This is a genomic window from Ensifer sp. (assembly GCF_031989085.1).
Taxonomy (GTDB): domain Bacteria; phylum Pseudomonadota; class Alphaproteobacteria; order Rhizobiales; family Rhizobiaceae; genus Ensifer.
Window position 1 is genome coordinate 411,845 of the sequence record NZ_DALZXU010000001.1, and the last position, 20,686, is coordinate 432,530.

Annotated in this window: 16 protein-coding genes and 1 tRNA gene; 6 read left to right on the forward strand and 11 right to left on the reverse strand. The window is 64.6% G+C overall.

Annotated elements, in window-relative coordinates:
• The first annotated feature begins 101 nt into the window (after nucleotides 1-101).
• The 5 genes from RTP54_RS02040 to RTP54_RS02060 all read left to right on the forward strand — a co-directional run bounded on the left by RTP54_RS02040 (nucleotide 102) and on the right by RTP54_RS02060 (nucleotide 6,322).
• Nucleotides 102-2,105: a methyl-accepting chemotaxis protein gene (locus RTP54_RS02040; RefSeq protein WP_312360547.1), complete on the forward strand. Its 2,004-nt coding sequence runs from the start codon at nucleotides 102-104 to the stop codon at nucleotides 2,103-2,105.
• A gap of 231 nt (nucleotides 2,106-2,336) precedes the next feature.
• Nucleotides 2,337-3,137, forward strand: coding sequence for a TVP38/TMEM64 family protein (locus RTP54_RS02045; protein ID WP_112816541.1), 801 nt, complete (start codon nucleotides 2,337-2,339; stop codon nucleotides 3,135-3,137).
• 16 nt (nucleotides 3,138-3,153) lie between these two features.
• Nucleotides 3,154-4,578: a dihydrolipoyl dehydrogenase family protein gene (locus tag RTP54_RS02050; RefSeq protein WP_312360551.1), complete on the forward strand. Its 1,425-nt coding sequence runs from the start codon at nucleotides 3,154-3,156 to the stop codon at nucleotides 4,576-4,578.
• Nucleotides 4,579-4,600: 22 nt separating this feature from the next.
• A complete protein-coding gene (locus tag RTP54_RS02055) occupies nucleotides 4,601-6,082 on the forward strand; it encodes a HAMP domain-containing sensor histidine kinase (protein ID WP_312360554.1) in 1,482 nt (493 codons plus the stop codon).
• Between the two features lie 163 nt (nucleotides 6,083-6,245).
• Nucleotides 6,246-6,322: transfer RNA gene (locus RTP54_RS02060), tRNA-Arg, on the forward strand.
• Nucleotides 6,323-6,429: 107 nt separating this feature from the next.
• On the opposite strand, the gene RTP54_RS02065 is transcribed toward RTP54_RS02060, so the two are convergent.
• The 9 genes from RTP54_RS02065 to RTP54_RS31050 form a co-directional block, all read right to left on the reverse strand.
• Complete coding sequence (locus RTP54_RS02065) at nucleotides 6,430-7,107, reverse strand: hypothetical protein (RefSeq protein ID WP_312360557.1); 678 nt, start codon at nucleotides 7,105-7,107, stop codon at nucleotides 6,430-6,432.
• 237 nt (nucleotides 7,108-7,344) lie between these two features.
• On the reverse strand, nucleotides 7,345-7,722 hold the full coding sequence (locus RTP54_RS02070; RefSeq protein WP_312363134.1) for a MerR family transcriptional regulator: 378 nt from the start codon (nucleotides 7,720-7,722) through the stop codon (nucleotides 7,345-7,347).
• A gap of 656 nt (nucleotides 7,723-8,378) precedes the next feature.
• Nucleotides 8,379-8,816, reverse strand: a complete 438-nt coding sequence (locus tag RTP54_RS02075) for a DUF1810 domain-containing protein (RefSeq protein ID WP_312363136.1) — start codon at nucleotides 8,814-8,816, stop codon at nucleotides 8,379-8,381.
• 86 nt (nucleotides 8,817-8,902) lie between these two features.
• Nucleotides 8,903-9,889 (reverse strand): aldo/keto reductase, encoded by a 987-nt coding sequence (locus RTP54_RS02080; protein ID WP_312360558.1) that lies wholly within the window; start codon nucleotides 9,887-9,889, stop codon nucleotides 8,903-8,905.
• Nucleotides 9,890-9,982: 93 nt separating this feature from the next.
• Nucleotides 9,983-10,567 carry a YigZ family protein gene (locus RTP54_RS02085; protein ID WP_312360560.1) on the reverse strand — a complete coding sequence of 195 codons (585 nt, stop codon included), beginning with the start codon at nucleotides 10,565-10,567 and terminating at the stop codon, nucleotides 9,983-9,985.
• A gap of 344 nt (nucleotides 10,568-10,911) precedes the next feature.
• Nucleotides 10,912-14,619 carry a trifunctional transcriptional regulator/proline dehydrogenase/L-glutamate gamma-semialdehyde dehydrogenase gene (gene putA / locus RTP54_RS02090; RefSeq protein ID WP_312360562.1) on the reverse strand — a complete coding sequence of 1,236 codons (3,708 nt, stop codon included), beginning with the start codon at nucleotides 14,617-14,619 and terminating at the stop codon, nucleotides 10,912-10,914.
• A gap of 190 nt (nucleotides 14,620-14,809) precedes the next feature.
• Entirely contained in the window at nucleotides 14,810-15,124 is a 315-nt protein-coding gene (locus tag RTP54_RS02095; protein ID WP_112809467.1) for a YkgJ family cysteine cluster protein, read from the reverse strand.
• Between the two features lie 40 nt (nucleotides 15,125-15,164).
• The gene (locus RTP54_RS02100; protein WP_312360566.1) at nucleotides 15,165-15,971 is read right to left on the reverse strand and encodes a phosphodiesterase; all 807 of its coding nucleotides are present in this window, start codon (nucleotides 15,969-15,971) and stop codon (nucleotides 15,165-15,167) included.
• A gap of 159 nt (nucleotides 15,972-16,130) precedes the next feature.
• Nucleotides 16,131-16,991: a tetratricopeptide repeat protein gene (locus tag RTP54_RS31050; RefSeq protein WP_409517087.1), complete on the reverse strand. Its 861-nt coding sequence runs from the start codon at nucleotides 16,989-16,991 to the stop codon at nucleotides 16,131-16,133.
• A 234-nt stretch (nucleotides 16,992-17,225) separates the two neighbouring features.
• Between RTP54_RS31050 and RTP54_RS02115 the strand changes: the two genes are divergently transcribed.
• On the forward strand, nucleotides 17,226-17,843 hold the full coding sequence (locus RTP54_RS02115) for a FecR family protein (protein ID WP_312363140.1): 618 nt from the start codon (nucleotides 17,226-17,228) through the stop codon (nucleotides 17,841-17,843).
• Nucleotides 17,844-17,952: 109 nt separating this feature from the next.
• On the opposite strand, the gene RTP54_RS02120 is transcribed toward RTP54_RS02115, so the two are convergent.
• Both RTP54_RS02120 and RTP54_RS02125 read right to left on the reverse strand, forming a co-directional pair.
• Nucleotides 17,953-19,827, reverse strand: a complete 1,875-nt coding sequence (locus RTP54_RS02120) for a CHASE2 domain-containing protein (RefSeq protein WP_312360568.1) — start codon at nucleotides 19,825-19,827, stop codon at nucleotides 17,953-17,955.
• Nucleotides 19,828-19,832: 5 nt separating this feature from the next.
• A complete protein-coding gene (locus RTP54_RS02125) occupies nucleotides 19,833-20,537 on the reverse strand; it encodes a Crp/Fnr family transcriptional regulator (protein WP_112809034.1) in 705 nt (234 codons plus the stop codon).
• Between the last annotated feature and the right edge of the window lie 149 nt (nucleotides 20,538-20,686).

Here is a 20,686-nt window from a genome sequence, read left to right on the forward strand (position 1 = left end):
GTGATCTTTATTAACCATGGATGTTTTAGCGTGGCCGCGGTGCAATGAGGCCGCGACCCTTCCGATAACCGGGCAAGTCTTGCGGTGTCGTGGAGGCAGGGATGAAAATACGTGGTAAGATCAATCTGATCGTCGGGGTTATGAGCCTCCTGGCGATCGCGGTGACGGGCATGTCGCTGTTGGTCGTTTCTCAATACAATAGCCGGTTCCATCAGTATCAGAACGCTTCGCAGCGCGCCTTCAACGGCGAGCATCTCAATCGACTGGTGACCGGTGTCGTCATGGAAGCGCGCGGGATTTACGCAGCGCCGACCATCGAAAAGGCAAAGCCCTTCGCTGAAGGCATTTTGAAGAACCTCGACAGCATAGACACGCTGTTTACGGAATGGCGCCCACTGGTGCCGGCCGACAAGCTCGGCTCGTTCGATGCGCTGACCAAGCGCGCGGCGGAATTCAAGGCTTTCCGTGTCGAGACTGCGCGCCTCGGCCAGGAGGTCTCGCCGCAGGCCGCCAACGAACAGGGCAACACCGACGCCAACCGCGCCAACCGCAAGGCGTTCCAGGCCGAGATCGACGCCGTCGTCGAGGCGAACCTTGCAACGCTCGAGATCGTCGAGGCCGATGTCGCCTCGTTCGAGCGCTCGGTCGTCGTCATCATTCTCGCCATCGCCGGGCTCGGGCTCGCCGCCGGTATCGGCACGGCCTTCTACATCGGTACCAATCACCTGAGCCGGCCGATCCTCGACCTGACGGGCAAGATGAAGCAGCTCGCCGGTGGTGATCTCTCGGCCGACGTGCCCTTTGCCGACCGCAAGGACGAAATCGGCGAGATGGCGGCAGCCGTTCAGATCTTCAAGCAGAACGGCCTTGCCGTTCGCGATCTCAACGCCCAGGAAGCGGCGCTGCGCGAGAAAAGCGCCGACCTGCAGACCAGCATCGGCGTCGTCGTATCGGCTGCGGCCGCGGGCGACTTTACCAAGCGCATCGGCAAGGATTACGAGAACGACGACCTCAATCGCTTCGCCTCGAGCGTCAACGAACTCGTCGGCAGCGTCGATGCCGGGATCGCCGAGACGCGCCGCGTCATCGCCAGCCTTGCGGCCGGCGACCTGACCCAGAGCATGAACGGCCAGTTCCAGGGCGCATTCGCCGAGCTGCAGCAGAACGTCAACGAGACGCTGTCGACACTGCAGAAGACGTTGCGCGAAGTGCGTGTCACCACGGACTCCATCAACGGCAATTCGTCCGAACTTCGCTCCGCTGCCGACGATCTGTCGAAGCGCACGGAGCAGCAGGCGGCAGCTCTCGAAGAGACGTCTGCGGCTCTCGACCAGATCACGGTCGCGGTGAGAAGCTCGACCGAGCGGGCGCAGGAAGCGACCGTGATGGTCAACGAGGCCAAGGAAAGTGCGGCCGAATCCGCCGCCGTCGTGCGCAATGCCGTCGACGCCATGGGCCGGATCGAGCAGGCCTCGAGCGAGATCGGCCAGATCACCAACGTCATCGACGAGATCGCCTTCCAGACCAACCTCTTGGCGCTGAATGCCGGCGTCGAGGCGGCACGTGCCGGTGATGCCGGCAAGGGTTTTGCCGTCGTTGCCCAGGAAGTGCGCGAGCTTGCCCAGCGCGCGGCAAGTGCGGCCAAGGACATCAAGTCGCTGATATCGAAGTCCGGCTCGGAAGTGGCGACAGGCGTCCGGCTCGTGCAGGAAACCGGCTCGGCGCTTGGCGAGATCGAGGAGCGCGTGCTCAAGATCAACGACCACATCCACTCGATCGCCACAGCCGCTCGCGAACAGTCGACCGGCCTTGGCGAGGTCAGCACCGCCGTCAACCAGATGGATCAGGTCACCCAGCAGAACGCAGCCATGGTGGAGGAGGCCAATGCCGCAACCCACAAGCTGTCGGCGGAAGCCAACAACCTTGCGAGCCTGATCGCCTACTTCAAGCTTGACGGAACCCAGGCCGCGCGCACGATCGCACCGGCGCGCGAAACCGCCCGCCCGGTGGAATCGCCGGCACGCCGGATGATGGGCAACGTCGCGCGCGCCTTCAGCGGCGGCTCCTCGGCTGCCGTCGCCAGGGACAACTGGGAAGAATTCTGATCCGTCGGACTTACGGATCACAGCCATCGACGCCCGCGGACGATTGACGTCTTCGCGGGCGTTTTTCGTGGATAAGACGCTCGCTGGGAGCCGCTTCCACCCTCTCACGTCAACGTGAGTTGTCTTGGCGGTTCATTCACGCTGACGTTTTGCGACGCGACCATTCGTTATTGGTCGCCGCTCTGGATTCCCGATAGTGCAAGGGCAGGCTTTTCCAAGAAACGACAGCATATGCAGCAACGCGCCATCAACACGGAAGGGGATACTCCTCCAACGCCATCGCAGGCGCTCGCCGAAGGTTCGGGCGAAGACCGCCGCAAGATCGCTGGACGCCTTCTGTTGCTGGCGCTGCTGGTTGCCGGCGGGTTCGCCGCCTACGCCTTCGGTCTGCAGCGTTATCTCTCGTTGAACGCTCTCGTCCATCATCGCGAGGCACTGCGCCTTTATGTCGAGGCCTATCCCTTCCAGGCCGCAGCGGTGTTTTTTCTCCTCTACGTCACGGTCGTCGTCTTTTCGATCCCGGCCGCTTCGGTGCTGACGATCTTTGCCGGCTTTCTGTTCGGCTGCACCGTCGGCGGCTTTCTCGTCGTCGCTGCTGCGTCGCTCGGTTCGTGCCTGTTGTTCCTGGCGGCGCGCAGCATGTTCGGCGATCTCCTGCGGCGGCGCGCCGGGCCTTTTCTCGCGCGCTTTGCCGACGGGTTCTGCCGCAATGCGTTCGTCTATCTTCTCGTGCTGCGGCTGGCGCCGATCTTTCCCTTTTTCATCGTCAACATCGCGCCTGCCTTCCTTGCCGTGAAATTGCGGACCTTTGCGATCGCGACCTTGATCGGCATCATCCCGGCCACCTTCGCCTATACCTGGCTCGGCGGCGGGCTCGACGAGGTCATCGCCCGTGCAGCTGCCGCCGGTCGCGTGCTATCTCTGTCGGATTTCGCCACGCCGAAGCTGAGCGTGGCGCTTGTGGCTCTTGCGCTCATCGCGGCATTGCCACTCGCCTTCAAGTGGGTATGGTCGCGCCGCAAGGCGATCTGATGGGCGTGGAGCGGGTGTGACGAAGGTCCTCAATCCGGATATCTGTGTGATCGGCGGCGGTGCCGCCGGGCTCTCCGTCGCGGCGGGCGCCGCCGCTTTCGGCGTTCCCGTCGTCCTCGTCGAACGGGGCCTGATGGGCGGTGATTGCCTCAATCATGGATGCGTGCCGTCGAAGACGCTGATCGCTGCCGCGCGCCATGCGCAGGCGATCCGCATGGCGGGGCGGTTCGGCCTGACGGCAAGCGAGCCCGTTGTCGATTACGCCCGCCTCCATGCCCGTATTCATGATGTCATCGCCGGTATCGCGCCGCACGACAGCGTCGAGCGCTTTGCAGCGCTCGGTGTCGACGTGTTGCAATCTTCCGGCCGGTTTGTCGATGAGAACACGCTTGCGGCCGGGGGGCATTTGATCCGCGCCCGTCGTTTCGTCATCGCCACCGGCTCGGCGCCCGCGATTCCCCCGATCCCGGGGCTCGACAAGGTTCCGTTCCTGACCAACGAGACGCTGTTCGATCTGGCCCGGCTTCCGGCACATCTGGTCATTATCGGCGCCGGCCCCATCGGTATCGAGATGGCGCAGGCCTATCGGCGGCTCGGCGCCCATGTCACCGTCATCGAGAGCCGCCGGGCGCTTGCCGATGCCGATCCGGAGCTTTCTGCTTTCGCGCTTGCGGCGCTTCGCGACGAAGGCGTCGTGCTGCACCAGGCAACGACGATCGGTGCGATCGAGCAGATCGGCGGGCGCATCGTGCTTCGCTGCGAAAACGCAAGCGGCGCATTTTCGGTCGAAGGAAGCGATCTGCTGGTCGCCGCCGGTCGCCGGGCGAACCATGCCTCGCTCGGCCTGGCTGCCGCCGGCATCGACCACGACGCCAATGGCATCGTCGTTGGGCCGGATCTGAAGACCAGCAATCGCCGTGTCCATGCGATCGGCGATGCGGCAGGCGGACTGCAATTTACCCATGTGGCGAGCTATCATGCCCGGCTGGTGCTGCAGCAAGTGTTGTTCCGGTTGCCGGCGCGCGAAGACCGGGCAATCGTGCCGAGGGTGACCTACACGGATCCCGAGATCGCCGAGGTTGGATTGAGCGAGGCCGAGGCACGGGACAAGTTCGGCGCCGTCGACGTCATCCGCACCGACCTTACTCTCAACGACCGGGCCCGCACGGACGGGGTTGAGGCCGGCCTGATCAAGCTCGTCGTCGGCCGTCGCGGCCGCATTCTCGGCGCTGGCATCGCCGCGCCCGGTGCGGGCGAGCTGATCAGCATGTGGTCGCTTGCGGTTGCCAACCGCATGACGCTCAAGCAGGTCCGCGGCTATGTCGCACCCTATCCGACCCTTTCCGAGATTGGAAAACAGGCGGCCATCTCCTATTATGCGCCCTTGGCGAAGAATGCCGTCGTGCGGTCCGTCATCAGGGCCTTGCGGGTTTTCGGCTGACGGACAGGGATTTTTGGGAACGATGAGCGAAGAGGCGCAGCCAACGACGGTGAGTGAAGCGCCGCGAGCCGCCGCGGGCATCTTCCGCGGGCTCTCGGGCAAGCTGCTCCTGCTGACGATCGTTTTCGTCATGCTGGCCGAGGTGCTGATCTTCGTGCCATCGGTTGCCAACATGCGCATTCGCTGGCTGCAGGACCGGCTGAACACGGTGGCTGCCGCTGCCGTCGTCGTCGACGGCCTGCAGAACGTCGAGCTGCCCCGCAATGTCCAGGACGATACCTTGATGGCGACGGGCACCAAGGCCATCGTCATCCGCCGCAAGGACGCCTCGCGGATGATTGCCGCCGCCGACATGCCCGCCGAGATCGACGGCGAATACGACACGGCCAATTTCACCGCCTTTGCGGCGATCCGAGATGCGTTCGATACGCTGCTGTTCGGTGGCAACCGGGTGGTGCGCGTCTATGGGCCGCTCGGCGAAAGCGATGCGGTGATCGAGCTGGTCATGGCCGATGCCAGCCTGCACAAGGCGATGCTGGTCTATTCCCGCAATGTCTTCTTCCTGTCGATCATCATCTCGCTGATCACCGCCACGCTGATCTTTCTCGCCATCAACCGGATGCTGATCGTGCCGATCCGGCGGATGACCACGAGCATGCAGGAATTCTCCAACGATCCGTCCAATCCGGCGCGCGTGCTCGTGCCGCCGGAAGGGCGCGACGAACTGGCGGTTGCCGGCCAGCATCTCGCCAGCATGCAGCGCGAACTGCAGCGGACGCTGAAACAGCAGAAGAGCCTTGCCGAACTGGGTCTCGCCGTGTCGAAGATCAATCACGACATGCGCAACATCCTGTCGTCGGCGCAACTGATCTCCGACCGTCTCGCCGCAGTCGACGATCCGGTCGTCAAGCGTTTCGCTCCGACGCTGCTGCGGGCGATCGACCGGGCCGTCGGCTACACCCGCGAGGTCCTCTCCTACGGGCGCACGACCGAAGCCGAGCCGCACCGGCGTTTCGTCGCCCTGAAGCCGCTCGTCTCCGACGTCGCCGAACTGCTTTCGATCGATCCGCAATCCGGCATCGAATTCCAGATCCAGGTGCAGGACGATCTCGAGGTCGATGCCGACAGCGAACAATTGTTCCGGGTCGTGCACAATATCTGCCGCAATGCCGTTCAGGCACTGACGAATCACGAAGCGGAGGATGGCCGGCCGCGCATGGTCAGCGTTTCGGCGATGCGTATGGGCAGCGTCGTCACCATTTCGGTCGACGATACCGGTCCGGGCATGCCGCCAAAGGCCCGGGAGAACCTTTTTGCCGCGTTTCGCGGCTCGGCGCGCTCCGGCGGCACGGGCCTCGGGCTGGCGATTGCCCGCGAACTGGTGCTCGCCCATGGCGGCACGATCGCGCTTGTGGAAAAGCCGACGCCGGGAACGCTGTTTCGGATCGAATTGCCCGATCGCCCCGTGCCGCTCGATGCATTTCGCTCGAAAGCCCGCCATTGAAGGGGTTTGCGACTGAGATCGTCTGCGGATCGCGCTGTTTGAATCCACAGCTTCAGACCCAGTTGTCGTAAAAATGAATTTTTTTGCAGAACGGCGCTTGCAATCCCCGGAAGGACCCTTTAGAGAACCGCTCACGCAAGCGGTTTGACCGCTGCAGCGGCAAGCACCCGTAGCTCAGCTGGATAGAGCACCAGACTACGAATCTGGGGGTCAGGAGTTCGAATCTCTTCGGGTGCGCCATTCTTTTCAATGACTTAGTCATCGTGACAACGGCCGGTTTTTAACCGGCCGTTTCCGTTTTTGCGCCTTCGAAACGCCTTGACCAGCGCGCTTGGCGCGGCTCATGCTCAGGACTGGCCGATGCCGTATCCCTTCTCGGCCAGCCACGAATCGTGCAGCCACTTTTCCGTTCCGCGGCGCCCTGGGAAGCTGATCCAGTGGATGTCGCGCTCGAACACCATCACCTTGTGGTCGGCGCCGACGATCACCCAAATCCACAGGCCATCGGCGCTGTTGCGCATCTTGACCTTCATGCCCGTCAGCATCAGGCGCTTGGTGCGCCCGTCGCGAGTCACCCGCAGCGGCTCGTCATGCGGCTCGATCCAGCTGATTGTCAGTGCCGGCAAGAGGTCGGGTGCCGCGTCGCGCAGGAAGGCCATGGCGATCGCCTGGGCTTCCGGCCGCGTCGGCAACGGTCCTCCGACCAGATCGAGATCGATGCGGGCAAAGCCCTTGAGCCGGCCGTCGTCGGCAATGACGGTGCTGAAGTGTTCGCCGCCGAGCGTTGCGTTTCGGCCATCGATGCGCGTGTGGCGCACAAGTTCTGCCCCTTCGCCGTCAACGACGATGGCGCGGCGCCCGGCTTCGCGATAGCCGTGTGGCATGGCCGCCTGGAGGGTGGTCGCGGCGGATTGGCTGGTTTCTGTCGTCTCTGTCATGGCTTTCGTCCTGGCGAATGCGCTGCCTGTGGCCGTCGTTGCGGCAGCAAGGCCGATGGCTGCAAACACGATGAGGGGATGCGGCATGTCTAGACTCCTTCTCTGGCTTTCCGGTTTTGTGGTTTGGGGCGGGGCAGGGACGGCGGATGCCGTTCGGGATGGGCTGACGGACGCGGGCACGCACGCATCGGCCGGGCGTTCACGCAGCGCCCGGCCGATCGCGCGTGCGCGACGGCGAAGGGCCAGAGCCAAAGCGACGCGTTTAATTATAAACCTGACGTCAAGTGTAGATTCGAGAGGCATCTGTGCGTCTCCCTGATGGACCTACTTGCGTTTGGCTTCCGTGATCAGTGTCCGCATGCGGGCAATGTTGTTTTCCAGGTCCTGCTTGAACGTCGCGAGTTCGTGAAGCTGGGCATTTGCCTTCGTGAGCTGGGCCTCTAGGATTTCGAGAACCTTTACCTTGCCCCTGATGCCGCTCGCATCCTCGAAATAGAGGTCGATGACGGCGGCGATCTCGTCGAGGCTGAGGCCGAGCCGCTTCAGCGCCGCGATTTTCTCCAGCCGCCGCAGAGCGGTCTCGTCATAATAGCGATAGCCGGCACCCTCGCGCTCGGCCGGCTGCACCAGCCCGAGGCGCTCGTAATAGTGGATCGTGCGGTGGCTGACGCCGGCGCGGTCCGACAATTCACCGATCTGCATAAGGGACAAGAAGCGATACTCACCTAAACCTGACGTTGAGTGTAGATTTAGGTGTTGGACGCCTGTTCGTCAAGCGGTGTCGCAGGCTCGGTGGAGGACGCTCGTCTCGCTCGCCCAGGGCGGCGCTGACAGGTAACGCTGTCAGCACACCATCCGACCGGATCGCCAGGGCGGCCGCGCGAGGGCCGCTCGATTCTCGCCTTGCCCGACCCGCATTGCGCCGGATGTCGGTTCGCCTGATGTCACCGTAGACAGATTGACCGGAGCCTCCGCCTGAGCGGGATCGCCCGTGGACGTATGCCGTTCCCCCTAAAAGCTGACGTGACGACAATCTATATATTAGGATAATATAAAAGAACGAATCGGAGGCCGTCGGCCGGGTAACGGGCGCCGTTCCCGATGGGCAGAAGTCCAGGCGCCATCACGATCTTTTGACGCTGGCCCATGAAAATCGGCCCGCCGAATCCCCATATTGAGGGGGCATCTGCTCGCTGAAGGAAAGGAGGTAATGATGTATCGCTATATGATGAAGGAACTGCTGGTGATCGTTGCCGGGCTTTCCGTCTGCGCCTTCGTTGTCCTGTTTTTTCTTGCCAGTGCCGCGCACGGCGTCTGACAGGGCCGAGAGGCGCGACCCGCTTTGACTGTCCTGGCCGTCATGGAGAAAGCCGGGAGAGAAGATCCAGCGTCCTTCGATCCATTTCCCCTTCGAAATAACGACCGAGCGCCTGTTCAAAGACGTTGCCCGCCGCCGAGGCTTGCGAAAACAGGGTCATGGACGAACGGAATTTCAAGTCATCAGGGCTTGAGAAGATCTCGTGTGCCGTGCGCCCGGCAACGCCGTTGACGGCTTCCGTGCACTCGGTGAGCCTTGGCCCCAGCATCGGGTGGCCGAGGTAGGCCCGCGCCTCCGCAAGGCCCGAAATGGCGAAGCGTTGCGCCATCGGTGAATGGCCGAGGCCGGCAAGCTGGGGAAAGACGAACCACATCCAATGCGTCTCCTTGCGGCCGCGCCGCAACTCGTCGAGCGCCGCCGCGTACACGCGGTCCTGGGCGTCGACGAAACGCTGCAGCGTGAAAGGGTCGGCCATGATCCCCTCGTTCGCCCTGGCGCGTCTGCGTGCCCGCCAGGGCCGATCTGTCTGTTGCCGGTCAACAGGCCCGACATCCGTGGCGCATCCTACCAGCGGTGATGAACATGAACCTTCACCAGTCGCTCGTAAAGCGCGGCGATCACGGCCCTGGTCTGTTCGTCGATGGCCGCGAGTGCGCTGGCAGCGGCGTTCGATTGCGCCTGCGCCTCGTTGCGGGCGCCAGGGATGACGACGGAGACCGCATCCTGTGTGAGGATCCAGCGCAGGGCAAACTGCGCCATCGAAACGCCTGCGGGCACCAGCGGGCGAAGCTGTTCGACGGCCTCCAGCGCCGCCTCGAAGGGCACGCCAGCAAAGGTCTCGCCGACATCGAAGGCTTCGCCATGGCGGTTGAAGTTGCGGTGGTCGTCGGCGGCAAAGGCCGTATCGCGGGTGATCTTGCCCGACAGCAGGCCGGAGGCGAGCGGCACGCGCACGATGACGCCGACGTTCTTCTTCCTGGCTTCGGCGAAGAACAGGTCCTGCGGCCGCTGGCGGAAGATGTTGTAGATGATCTGGACGGTGGCGACCCCCGGATATTCGATCGCCTTCAGCGCTTCCTCGACCTTTTCGACCGAGACGCCGTAATGGCGGATCTTGCCCTTGGTGATCAGCTGGTCGAGCGCACCGAACAGGTCCGGACGGTAATAGACCTCGGTCGGCGGGCAGTGAAGCTGCACGAGATCCAGCGTCTCGACGCCGAGATTGGTCAGGCTGCGGTCGATGAAGGCCTCGATATTGGCGCCGGTGTAGCCTTCGGTGACGTGCGGGCTCAGCCTGCGTCCGGCCTTGGTGGCGACAAACGGCATTTCGCCGCCGCGTTCCTTGAGAACGGCAGCGATGATCTTTTCGGAGCGTCCGTCGCCATAGACGTCGGCGGTGTCGATGAAGGTGACGCCGCTGTCGAGTGCCGCGTTCAGCGCACGCTTGCCGTCCGCTTCGCTGACGTCTCCCCAGGAGCCGCCGATCTGCCAGGCGCCGAAACCGATCTCCGAAATCGTCGCGCCCGTCTTGCCCAGAACTCTCGTTTTCATGCTGGCCGTCTCCTTGGCAAACCTGTTGCAGGGTTGATTATTATCGATTTTGTCGGTCGTTTTTATGATGGTTCGATCGGCAAAGGAAGTCGTTCAGTCGTCGGTCGCAATGACCGCACGGCCGCGCCTGAGATCGGTGACCATGGCTAAAATGCCGTCCGCCTCGTCCTTGCGCATTTCGACCGCCATCACCGGTCCCCTGTCGGTGAAGCTCTCACCCGAGATCGTCACGTCGCGGGCAAGAAGGCGTGCCTTGATCAGCGCCAGATCGGCAAAGTCGCAGGCGATGGTCGCGCGCACGGTCTCGATCATCTCGATCTTCTCGGCCGCCCGCAGGCAGAGTGCCGCGGTGCCGCCATAGGCGCGGATAAGGCCGCCGCTACCAAGCAGAATGCCGCCGAACCAGCGGGTGACGACGACCGCGACATGGTCGAGCGCCTGGCCGTCGATGGCCGCAAGGATCGGCTTGCCCGCCGTGCCGCTTGGCTCGCCGTCGTCGTTGAAGCGATAGGCCTGGCCGATGCGCCAGGCCCAGCAATTGTGATTGGCCGTGGGGTCGGAATGCTGAGCGAGGAACGCCTTTGCCGCCTGCTCGTCGGGCACGGGCGCGCAGATGGCCAGGAACCGGCTCTTCTTGATGTCCTGGGTCGCCGTTTCGATGCGCTTGAGGGTGAACATGGTCGCTTCCGTTTCTCAAGTGCTGATAACGGATTGTGCGGATTGGCGCCACCGTGGTTCGGCCGCAGTTCGGGCCCGGATGTGGCTTACGCGGTTGGTTTCCCAGCCCTCATTTCTGTGCCTGTCACAGAACTCCAGCCACGGCGCGTCTGCGCCGTGAGAAGGCTCGGCCCATGGTGTCGTTTTGAAAGGTTCTTTCGCGCCGCCGACGCGGCGCCGCTGGATCTCTGTGGCAGGCACAGAGATGAGGAGAGAAAGGGCCATCATTACCGGGCTGACCCTATCCCGTCATCGCCTCTCCCGCATTCGGGAGAGGCATTCTTGCCCCGTCGATCGGGCTTCGATCAGCCGATCGCCATCAGGCTGGCATTGCCGCCGGCGGCCGCTGTGTTGATCGAGGTGGACACCTCTTCGAGCAGCCAGTTGAGGCAATAGGCGTCGGGGTTGCGGCCGATTTCTTCGCTCGAAGCCGCCTGGACCAGGACCAGCGGACCCGGCAGGCCGGCGATCACCTTGCTGACTTCGCGAACGCGCTCGCCGTCGCCTTCGACCAGGGCTCCGGCAAACGGGCCGTCGACTGACCAGTCCTTCGACCAGGTGAGGCGCGCCGCAACGCTGGCCGGCAGCGTCTTCAGCGACGACTGCAGGCCCGATGCGGCGTCGATGACGACCGTGTTGCCGGTCGCAAGGGCGGCGCCGAGCTGGTGATAGAGACCGGTTTCTGTCGCCGGTACCAGCAGAACGCGGCCGCGCGGATGCAGCGCATAGAGGTTGCGCTCGCCGACCGGACCCGGAAGCTCCGAGACGAGGCCGAGGGCGGAGTTGCTGCCGGCGGTGCGGGCAGCTTCCGCTTCGGCCTTGGCGCCCTTGCCGTCGAGCCACTTAGCGAAGTCGAGCAGCGCCGGATCGGTGTGCACGGAGCTATGCTGCGGCGGCACCGGGGCGGTCGCGACGAGGCGCCCGAGATAGAGCGGGCCGCCGGCCTTCGGTCCGGTGCCGGAGAGGCCACGGCCGCCGAACGGCTGCACGCCGACGACGGCGCCGATGACGTTGCGGTTGACGTAAAGGTTGCCGGCCTTCACCCGCGAGGTGACATGGGCGATGGTCTCGTCGAGGCGGGTGTGGAGGCCGAAGGTCAGGCCGTAGCCCGTCGCGTTGATGTCGTCGATCAACCGGTCGAGATCGTCGCGGCGGTAGCGGATGACGTGGAGAACCGGGCCGAACACTTCGCGCTTGAGGTCGGCGAGCTTTTCGAGCTCGACGATCGTCGGCGGCACGAAGGTGCCAAGGTCTGTCTCGGAGGCAAGGCCGATCTGCTCGACCTTGCGGCCCATGCCGCGCATCGTCTCGATGTGCTTTTCGATGATCCCTTGTGCTTCCGCCGTGATGACGGGACCGACGTCGACGGAAAGCTTGTCGGTGCGGCCGATCTTCAGTTCGTGCAGCGCGCCCTTCAGCATCGCGAGAATGCGGTCGGCGACATCTTCCTGCAGGCACAGTACGCGCAGGGCTGAGCAGCGCTGGCCGGCGCTGTCGAAGGCCGAGGCGATCACGTCGCCGACGACCTGTTCGGCAAGCGCCGAGCTGTCGACGATCATGGCGTTCTGGCCACCGGTTTCGGCGATCAACGGGATCGGCCGGCCGGACGGCGACAGCCGGTCGGCCAGCTGCGCCTGGATCAGACGCGCGACTTCGGTCGAACCGGTAAACATCACGCCGGCAATCTCGGGGGCGGCAACCAGTGCCGCGCCGATGCGGCCGTCACCGGGCAGCAACTGCAGCGCGTCGGCGGGAATGCCGGCTTCGTGCAGGATGCGCACGCCTTCGGCGGCGATCAGCGGCGTTTCTTCCGCGGGCTTTGCCAGCACCGGGTTGCCGGCAACCAGCGCTGCCGCAATCTGGCCTGCAAAGATCGCCAGCGGGAAGTTCCAGGGGCTGATGCAGACGATCGGACCAAGTGCCTTATGGGCAGGGCCGAGGGTGCGGCGCGTCTGTTCGGCATAGTAGCGCAGGAAGTCGATCGCTTCGCGCACTTCGGCAATGGCGTTGGGCAGCGACTTGCCGGCTTCGCGCACGATCAGGCCAAGCAGCGTCGGCATGCGGGCCTGCATGATGTCGGCTGCGCGCACCAGCATCGCTGCACGCTCCGTCGGCGCAACCGCCGACCAGGTGGAAGCGGACTTGGCGGCAAGGCTTGCCGCCTGGCGGGCGTCGGCTTCGGATGTCTCGGTGACGGTGCCGACGGTATCGCGGTGGTCGCCGGGGTTGAGCACGGGGCGGGTCTCGCCCTTGCCGGGGCCCGTTGCCAGCAGCGGTTCGGCGCGCCAGTCGACGGCAGCACTTGCCTTCAGCGCTTCGCTCAGCGAGGCAAGCGAGGTCTCGTTGGAAAGGTCAAGACCGGCCGAATTGGGACGGGCATCGCCGAAGAGGCCGACGGGCAGGGCGATCTGCGCATGCGTCGCGCCGACGACCGGCATGGCGCGCACGATATCGACGGGATCGGCGACCAGTTCGTCGATCGAGACCTTGGGATCGGCGATGCGGTTGACGAAGGAGGAGTTGGCGCCGTTTTCGAGCAGGCGGCGAACGAGGTAGGCAAGCAGCGTCTCGTGCGTGCCGACGGGCGCATAGATGCGGCAGGGCCGGTCGAGATTGTTCTTGCCGACGACTTCGTCATAGAGCGGCTCGCCCATGCCGTGCAGGCACTGGAATTCGTATTTGCCGACCTGGAAATCCTTGCCGGCCAGTTCATAGATGGTGGCGAGCGACTGGGCGTTATGGGTGGCGAACTGCGGGAAGATCACGTCGGTTGCGGCGAGCAGCTTCTTGGCGCAAGCGATGTAGGACACGTCGGTGTAGATCTTGCGGGTGTAGACCGGGAAGTCTTCCAGGCCGTCGAGCTGGGCGCGTTTGATCTCGGCGTCCCAATAGGCGCCCTTGACCAGGCGAACCATGACGCGGCGGCCGGCGCGACGGGCAAGGTCGATGATGAAGTCGAGCACGAAGGGGCAGCGCTTGCCATAGGCCTGGACCACGAAGCCCATGCCGTCCCAGCCGGAAAGGTCCTTGTCGAGGCAAAGCTCTTCGAGCAGGTCGAGCGACAGTTCCAGCCGGTCGGCTTCCTCGGCGTCGATGTTGAGGCCGATGTCGTATTTCTTGGCGATGACGGCGAGCGCCTTCACCTTAGGCAACAGCTCTTCCATGACGCGGGCAGACTGCGCGCGCACATAGCGCGGATGCAGCGCCGAAAGCTTGATCGAGATGCCGGGGCCTTCATAGATGCCGCGTCCGGCCGATGCCTTGCCGATGGCGTGGATCGCGGTTTCGTAATCCTTGTAGTAGCGCTCCGCGTCGGCAGCCGTGGTCGCGGCCTCACCCAGCATGTCGTAGGAGTAGCGGAAGCCCTTCTGCTCCAGCGCGCGCGAACGGCGCAGCGCCTCGTCGATGGTTTCGCCGGTGACGAACTGCTCGCCCATCATGCGCATCGCCATGTCGACGCCGCGGCGGATCACCGGTTCGCCGCAACGGGCGATCAGGCGCGTGAGCGCTGCCGAAAGGCTGCGGTCGTTGACGGTCGAGGTCAGCTTGCCGGTGACGACCAGGCCCCAGGTCGCGGCGTTGACGAACAGCGAGCGTCCGCCGCCCAGGTGTGACTTCCAGTCGCCGTCGGCGATCTTGTCGCGGATCAGCGCGTCGCGCGTGGCCGTGTCGGGAATGCGCAGCAGCGCTTCGGCCAGGCACATCAGCGCCACGCCTTCCTGGCTCGACAGCGAGTATTCGTGCACCAGTCCTTCGACGCCGGAACCCTTGTGCTTGGCGCGCAGCGCTTCGATCAGCTTGCGGGCCGTACGCGCAGCTGCCTTCTGCGTCTCGACCGGCAGCGTTGCCGCCTCGACGAGCGATGGCAGGGCTTCGGTCTCGGGCCGGCGGTAGGCAGCGGTGATCGCCTGGCGCAGCGCGCTCTGGGCGCGGATCGGCGGCGCGAAATCGGCAAAGGGTGCCGGGGCCTGCTCGGCCTTCGGGCTGGATTTGTGAAGCTGGTTCTGGCTCATCGAACGCGGTCCTTTGGAAGGCGGTGACAGGGCGCAAAACGCCCTGGATATCGTGGGCAGAAAATACGCGTCGTTCCGCCGAACATCCATCCGGCATTTTCGATCATTCTCGGAATGTTTCACTACCGCAGCGCTGTCAAACCGATGGGGATGCGGAAGGTCGGGCTTGCGTGCCGGATGATCCGAAGTCTTATGCGGCTTTCCCGAAGTGCCGTTCGCGCGCCATCAGGCACTCGTCGTCGCCCGGCATGCAGGTGCGACAGACGATCGGCCTGACGGCGTAGACCTTGCAGGCGACATGGACGCCGAGCTTGCCGCCGAGCGCCGTACAACGGTCGTCCTCGCAGCGCATGCCGCCGAGATCGGCCGCGACATATTCTTCCGGGATCAGGTCGAGTTCCTCGTCCGTTTCCATCGAGAAGCGCGGCCAGTCGGAGGAGTAGGCACAGCAGGCGCCGCAGCTCTGGCAGTCGAGGGTTTCATCCGTGGCGGTCGTTTGGGTCATGGGCCAACCTAGCATGAAGGCCGGCCGGCCGGAATGCCCCTCAGGCGAAGGCGGCGTCCCGGCGAGCGATTTCATAATCCTCGGTGTGAACGAGCACGCCATCCTTCGTCACCAGCGCGATGCCGTAGGCCGCCGGCTCGTCGACGGAGAGCGAGGCATCGGGCGCATCGAACGGCATCGGCTGCTGGTGCACCGGGCTCTTGAAGATGGAGAAGGGGATGCCGCGGCTCGAGCCGCTGATCGTGCGGTGCACGTGGCCGCCAAAGATGTGGCGCACATTGCCGTGCTTCTTCACCAGCGTGTAGAATTCCACCTCGTTGACCAGGCGGATCATGTCCATGCCGGAAAAGCCTGTCGCGTGCGGCGGGTGGTGCATGAAGATCAGCACCGGCCTGTCGCCGGCTTCCGCCAGTTGCCGGTCGAGCCAGGCAAGGCGCTTCTGGCAGAGAAGGCCGGCATGGCTGTTGGGGTAGTCGTAGGGCGGCGCAAACAGCGTGTCGAGCAGGATTGCGCGGCAATCGCCAAAGTCGATCACCTGTTGCACGAAGCCGTCGTCGTCGGTCACCGCGTCGGTAAAGACATCGAGAAAGACCTCGCGCCGGTCGTGGTTGCCGACGGTAATCGCGACGGGCGGGACCACCTGGTCGATCAGGCCCTTCAGCCGTTCATAGGAGGCGCGATCGGCGTAGTGCGCAAGATCGCCGGTGAAGATCACCCGGTCGGCATCCGCGTGGTAGCGGTTCACATGGGCGATGCCGTTGGCCAGGCGCTGATAGGGGTCGAGGCCGATGATGGTCGTGCCCTCGGGCACCATGTGCAGGTCGGTAAAGATAATCAGCTTGGTCATCGCATGTCCGGGAAAGGGCTGTGTTCCCGCTCAAGCTGTAGTGCGACCTGCTGCACGTCAAGCTGCATCTTTGGGTGGGATTTGCCGATGGTGGCCGGCACATTTGCGGGCGCAAGACCGGCCGGCCCCTCAAGGTCGGCCGGTGAAGGCGGGCATGGTTCACTTGATGCGGCTTGTCTTGTCGAGCATGGCCGTCTCGAAATTGTCGGTGGCGCTCAGCTCGGCGAACTTGCGCTCAGCATAGTCGTCGCCTTCGGCTGCGGCCTTGCGGAAGACGGCGCGGGCGGCCGGCAGGTCCTTGGTCACGCCTTCGCCGGTTTCCAGCATCAGGCCGAGATTGACCATGGCATCGACATTGCCGCGCTCGACAGCGAGGCGATAGAAGCGGGCGGCCCGGGCATTGTCTTCCGGCACCAGCTTGCCTTCATCCAGGATCACCGCGAGGTTGAAGGCGGCGACATCGTCGCCGGCAAGCGAGGCGCGCTCGAACCATTCGATCGCGAGGGCACCGTTTGCGGATGTCCCCATGCCGTCGCGATAGGCGACGCCGAGATTGTAGGCGGCAAGGATATTGCCGGCGGCTGCGGCCTTCTGATTGAGCGTGAATTCGGTCGCAACGTCGCCCTGTTCGCCGATAAGGACGGCATAATTGGTCATTGCCAGCGCGTGGCCATGGTCGGCGGCCTCGCCGAGGATGCGCAGCGACTGGATCTTCTGGCCGGCCTTGTCGAGCACTCGCGCCAGCTGGAACTCGGCGCGCGGGCCGGCATGCTGGTTGTAGGCTTCGCGGCAGGCCGAAAGCGCAATGCCGATTTTCAGGTCTTGGGTCGCAACAGCCGGGTAACTCTGATTGCGCTGCAGGTCGAAGATGCTGCCCGCCTCGCGGTCGCAGATGTCGGCCGCGGAAAGATCGGCTGCACGCGCCGGGGGAAGCGCGATTGCCGCCAGCGCCAGGAAGCTGACGATGGCGAGGCTGATGGCGTTGAAGATGCGAATTCTGGCTTTGCGCTGGGTTTTCATGATGGTCTCCCGTCTCCTGAAGCCAACCTAGCCTGAGGTCTCGGCGCTGCCTGTTCCGGCGGGAACAGCCCGATTGCGGGGCTTCGGGCGAACTGGCAAGGGTGCGGCAGGGCATCAATGCGCATCCGGCCAATTGCATCTGACTTGTTTCCGTCGATAGCGGGGATATCCTCTATAAAGGCCGGGCACGCAAAACGTCGAACAGGGAGAAGGACCATGATGGACCGGGAGCCGATGCGGCGGATGCTGGTGAAGCGACGTGTGGTCGTTGGCGGCTTGCTGCTCGCGACGATGTGCGGCGGCGTGGCACGAACGCTGGCAAGCCCCGCGGTCGGCAAGGCCACCGAGATCCGCGGCGACGTGCGCCGCCGACAGGCCGAAGAGGAAGAGGCTCTGGCCGTCGACGCGCAGATCTTCGACAAAGACCATGTTCGCACCGAGGCCGAAAGCTTCGCAACGCTGGCGCTCGGCGCTGACACCCGCGTGCTTCTCGGGGCCGAAACCGACTTGCTCGTCGACCGGTTCATTGCCGAACAGGGCGGCACGCTGGAGCTTGGCACCGGCCGGATGGTGTTCGATCGTCCTGAAGGGCTGCCGAAGGTCGATGTTGCCGTCCGCACGGCCTTCGGCATGATCGGCGTGCGCGGCACCAAGTTCTTCTGCGGTCCGAGCAAGACCGCCTTCGCGGTTTTCGTCGAGCATGGCAGCGTCGCGGTTGCAGCCGGCGGCGTAACCGAAATCGTCGCGGCCGGGCAGGGCGTCGAGTTCAAGCAGCGCGGCGACGCACCGAGCACGCCGGTCAACTGGGGGCAGGCGCGCATCCGCGAAGCCTATGCCAGCGTCGGCCTCTGACCTGACGTCCCACGTCGGGCACACGGCAAGGCACGCGGTTCGGCTCAATGATCAATCTGTCGTAGATGTCGGTCTCAAGCCACTGGCATCTTGCCCTCGCGCCGGCACTCTAGACCTGCTCGGGATCGGCCACGGTAAAGAGCTCCATCGTGGCAAAGCCGCGGATCTCCTGATTGCCGAGTGAGCGCAGCCGCTGCCGGCTTTGCGCCGCCGCCGCCGGGCCGACGCAGATGGCGGTGCCCAGAAACTTGTTGGCCTCCTGCAGCCGCGCCGCCAGGTTGATGGCGTCGCCATGGGCGGTGTAGTCGAGCTTGCCGCCGGCGCCGACTTCGCCGACCACCGCCTGGCCGGTTTCAATGCCGATGCGCGTGCGCCCGAAATCCCGGCTCGCAAACTGCGGTCGCCGGCGCATTTCCTCCGTCAACGCGTGGATCGCTCTTGCGCATTCGATCGCCTTGTCGACGTGGTCGTCGAGGTCTTCCGGCGCGTTGAAGAAGGCGTGCACCGCATCGCCTACCACCTTGTCGACCATGCCGCCATACTGCGCCACCAATGCATTGACCTCGGTGAAGTAGATGTCGAGCAGGGCGATCAGGTCGCGGGGCCCGAGCTTTTGCGAAAGGGTCGAGAAGCTCTCGATATCGGTGAAGAGCGCCGTCACGGCCCGCTCCTCGCCCGCGACCCGGGCCGCGCCGGGATTGTCGATGTAGCGGGCGACGACGGATTGCGGCAGATATTGCGAGAATTTTTCCCGCGCCGTCGCCTCCGCTCGCCTGATGTGGGCGAATTGCAGCGTGCTGGTCACCGCCAGCACCGCGGCAATCGCGACCGAAATGCTGACCGCATCCGTGAGCCAGCCGCTGCTGCGATAGATCGCGGCTGTTGCCGCGACGACGGCGGCAATCGCGATGATGCCGAGGGCCGCCGACATCAGCGGTCGAAGCCTTGCGGCGCCATAGGCGGCAGCAATGCCGGCCGCGAGCGAAAACAGCGCCTCGATCACCGAAAGCCGCCCGTCGCGCCGCGGAATGAACCCGGTGGCAACGGCATTGGCGATATCGGCGTGGATCTGCACCGAGGGCTCGAGCGGCATGGAGGCGCTCGGCCTCAAGCCGCCGAGATTGGGCAGGCTGCTGCCGATGAAGACGAGCTTGCCGGCAAGCCTGTCCTTGCCGGCTTTGCCTGTCAGCACATCCGCGGCCGAGATCGTCCGCGTCGCGATCCGCTCGGGATCGCTCGCGACGAAGCGCAGGCTGCCGGTGTCGTCGAGCGTGATGACCTGCCCGTCGAGGCGCAGCCACGCCGGCTCTCCCCCGAGGATCGGCGTGCCGGTGCCGGCCATCAGCCGCGTCGCTTCGATGCCGAGCGTCGGGTAGGCTTCCTCGCCCAGAACCGCGTAGGCTTGTACGCGGCGGATGCGCGCATCCTCGTCGCCGACGAGGAACGACGCAGCTGCCGCCTTGGCGTTGTCCATGAAGGCTGGGCAGGAGGTTTCCGCGCCGTCGAGGAACCAGAGCTCGGGTGCCGCGAAGGGTCGGCTGAGCGCCAGTGGCGGGACCGGGCGAGGCTGTTCCTGCCGGGTATCGGCGATGAGAAAGCCGAGGACAACGGGGACTTTCGATAGCGCCTGCGACAGCGCTTCATTGCCTGGACGCTCCGCCGTGCAGTCGGAGCTGAAGACGAAGTCGACGGCGACGACCCGGGCGCCGGAGGCGGCCAGCGCTGACAGAAGCTCGGCGGTTGCCTGCCTGTCCCAGTCTCCATCGGGCCTGCCTTGATGGGCCGCCCGGTCGATATCGACGACGACGATATCGGGCGACTTGGGGGAGGGCACCCATTGGGTGAGGCTGTCAAAGAACAGTTCGCGCTGCGTTTCGAACACGGGCTCGGCGAAGAAGTAAAGGGCGAGTGCGACGATCAGGCTCGTCAGGATCCCGCCGGCGAGCGGTGTGAAACGAAAGTGCCGGCGGGGGGGCGTGGTCATGCCACCTAATCCTCTTCCGGGTCGGCGATACTTAGAAGCTTGCCGACCTTGCAGGCGATGATGCCATCCATCCGCTTGATGGCGCCGCTTTCCTCGAGCCACAGGATCGCCCGGTTGACCTTGGGGCGGCTGGCGCCGAGCACGCCGGCGATATCCGTCTGGCTCATCGTCAGCCTGAGGTTGGCGCTTTCGGGAAGTTCGTTGCCGTGGATCTGCCGGAGCGTGGCCAGGAAGAAGCGGGCGACGCGGGCATTGAGATCGTAGAGCGCGATGGTTTCCAGCCGCTCGGTCGTGTCGCGCAACTGCGCGCAGAGAAAGCGCACGACGGATTCGGCCGCCGCCGGCCGGGTGGTCACCATGTCGAGAAACGCCCTCTTGCCGATGACGTAGCCTTCGGCAGCGGTCTGCGCCGTGGCGTCGGCCGAGCGCGCCTGGCCGTCGAGCACCGCCATCTCGCCGAAGATCGCGCCGGCCTCATGCTGGCGCAGCATCAATTCGCGGCCCTGCGGCGTGATCAATGACAGCTTGATGCGGCCCGATACGACGACGATCATATAGTTGCCTTCGTCGCCGCGCTGGAAGATCACCGTGCCGGCCGGCCACTTGCGATAGGTCGCGATCTCGGCAAGGTCCTCGATCGTCTTCTTGTCGAACCCTTCGAAGATCGAAAATGAGCGCCAGAAGGCTGGGCTCCTGTTGATTTCGTTCATGAGATGCCCCCGCGCGGCGTCCCCTGCCGCTCCTGAATTTCGCCCAGCAGCCCCTTCCTTGCAACAGAAAAGAACACTGGAACGCGAACCGACCTGCCAAAGCATGAAAACCGTTGCGCAGGCGGCGTTATGGCGCAAATCCCGGTTGA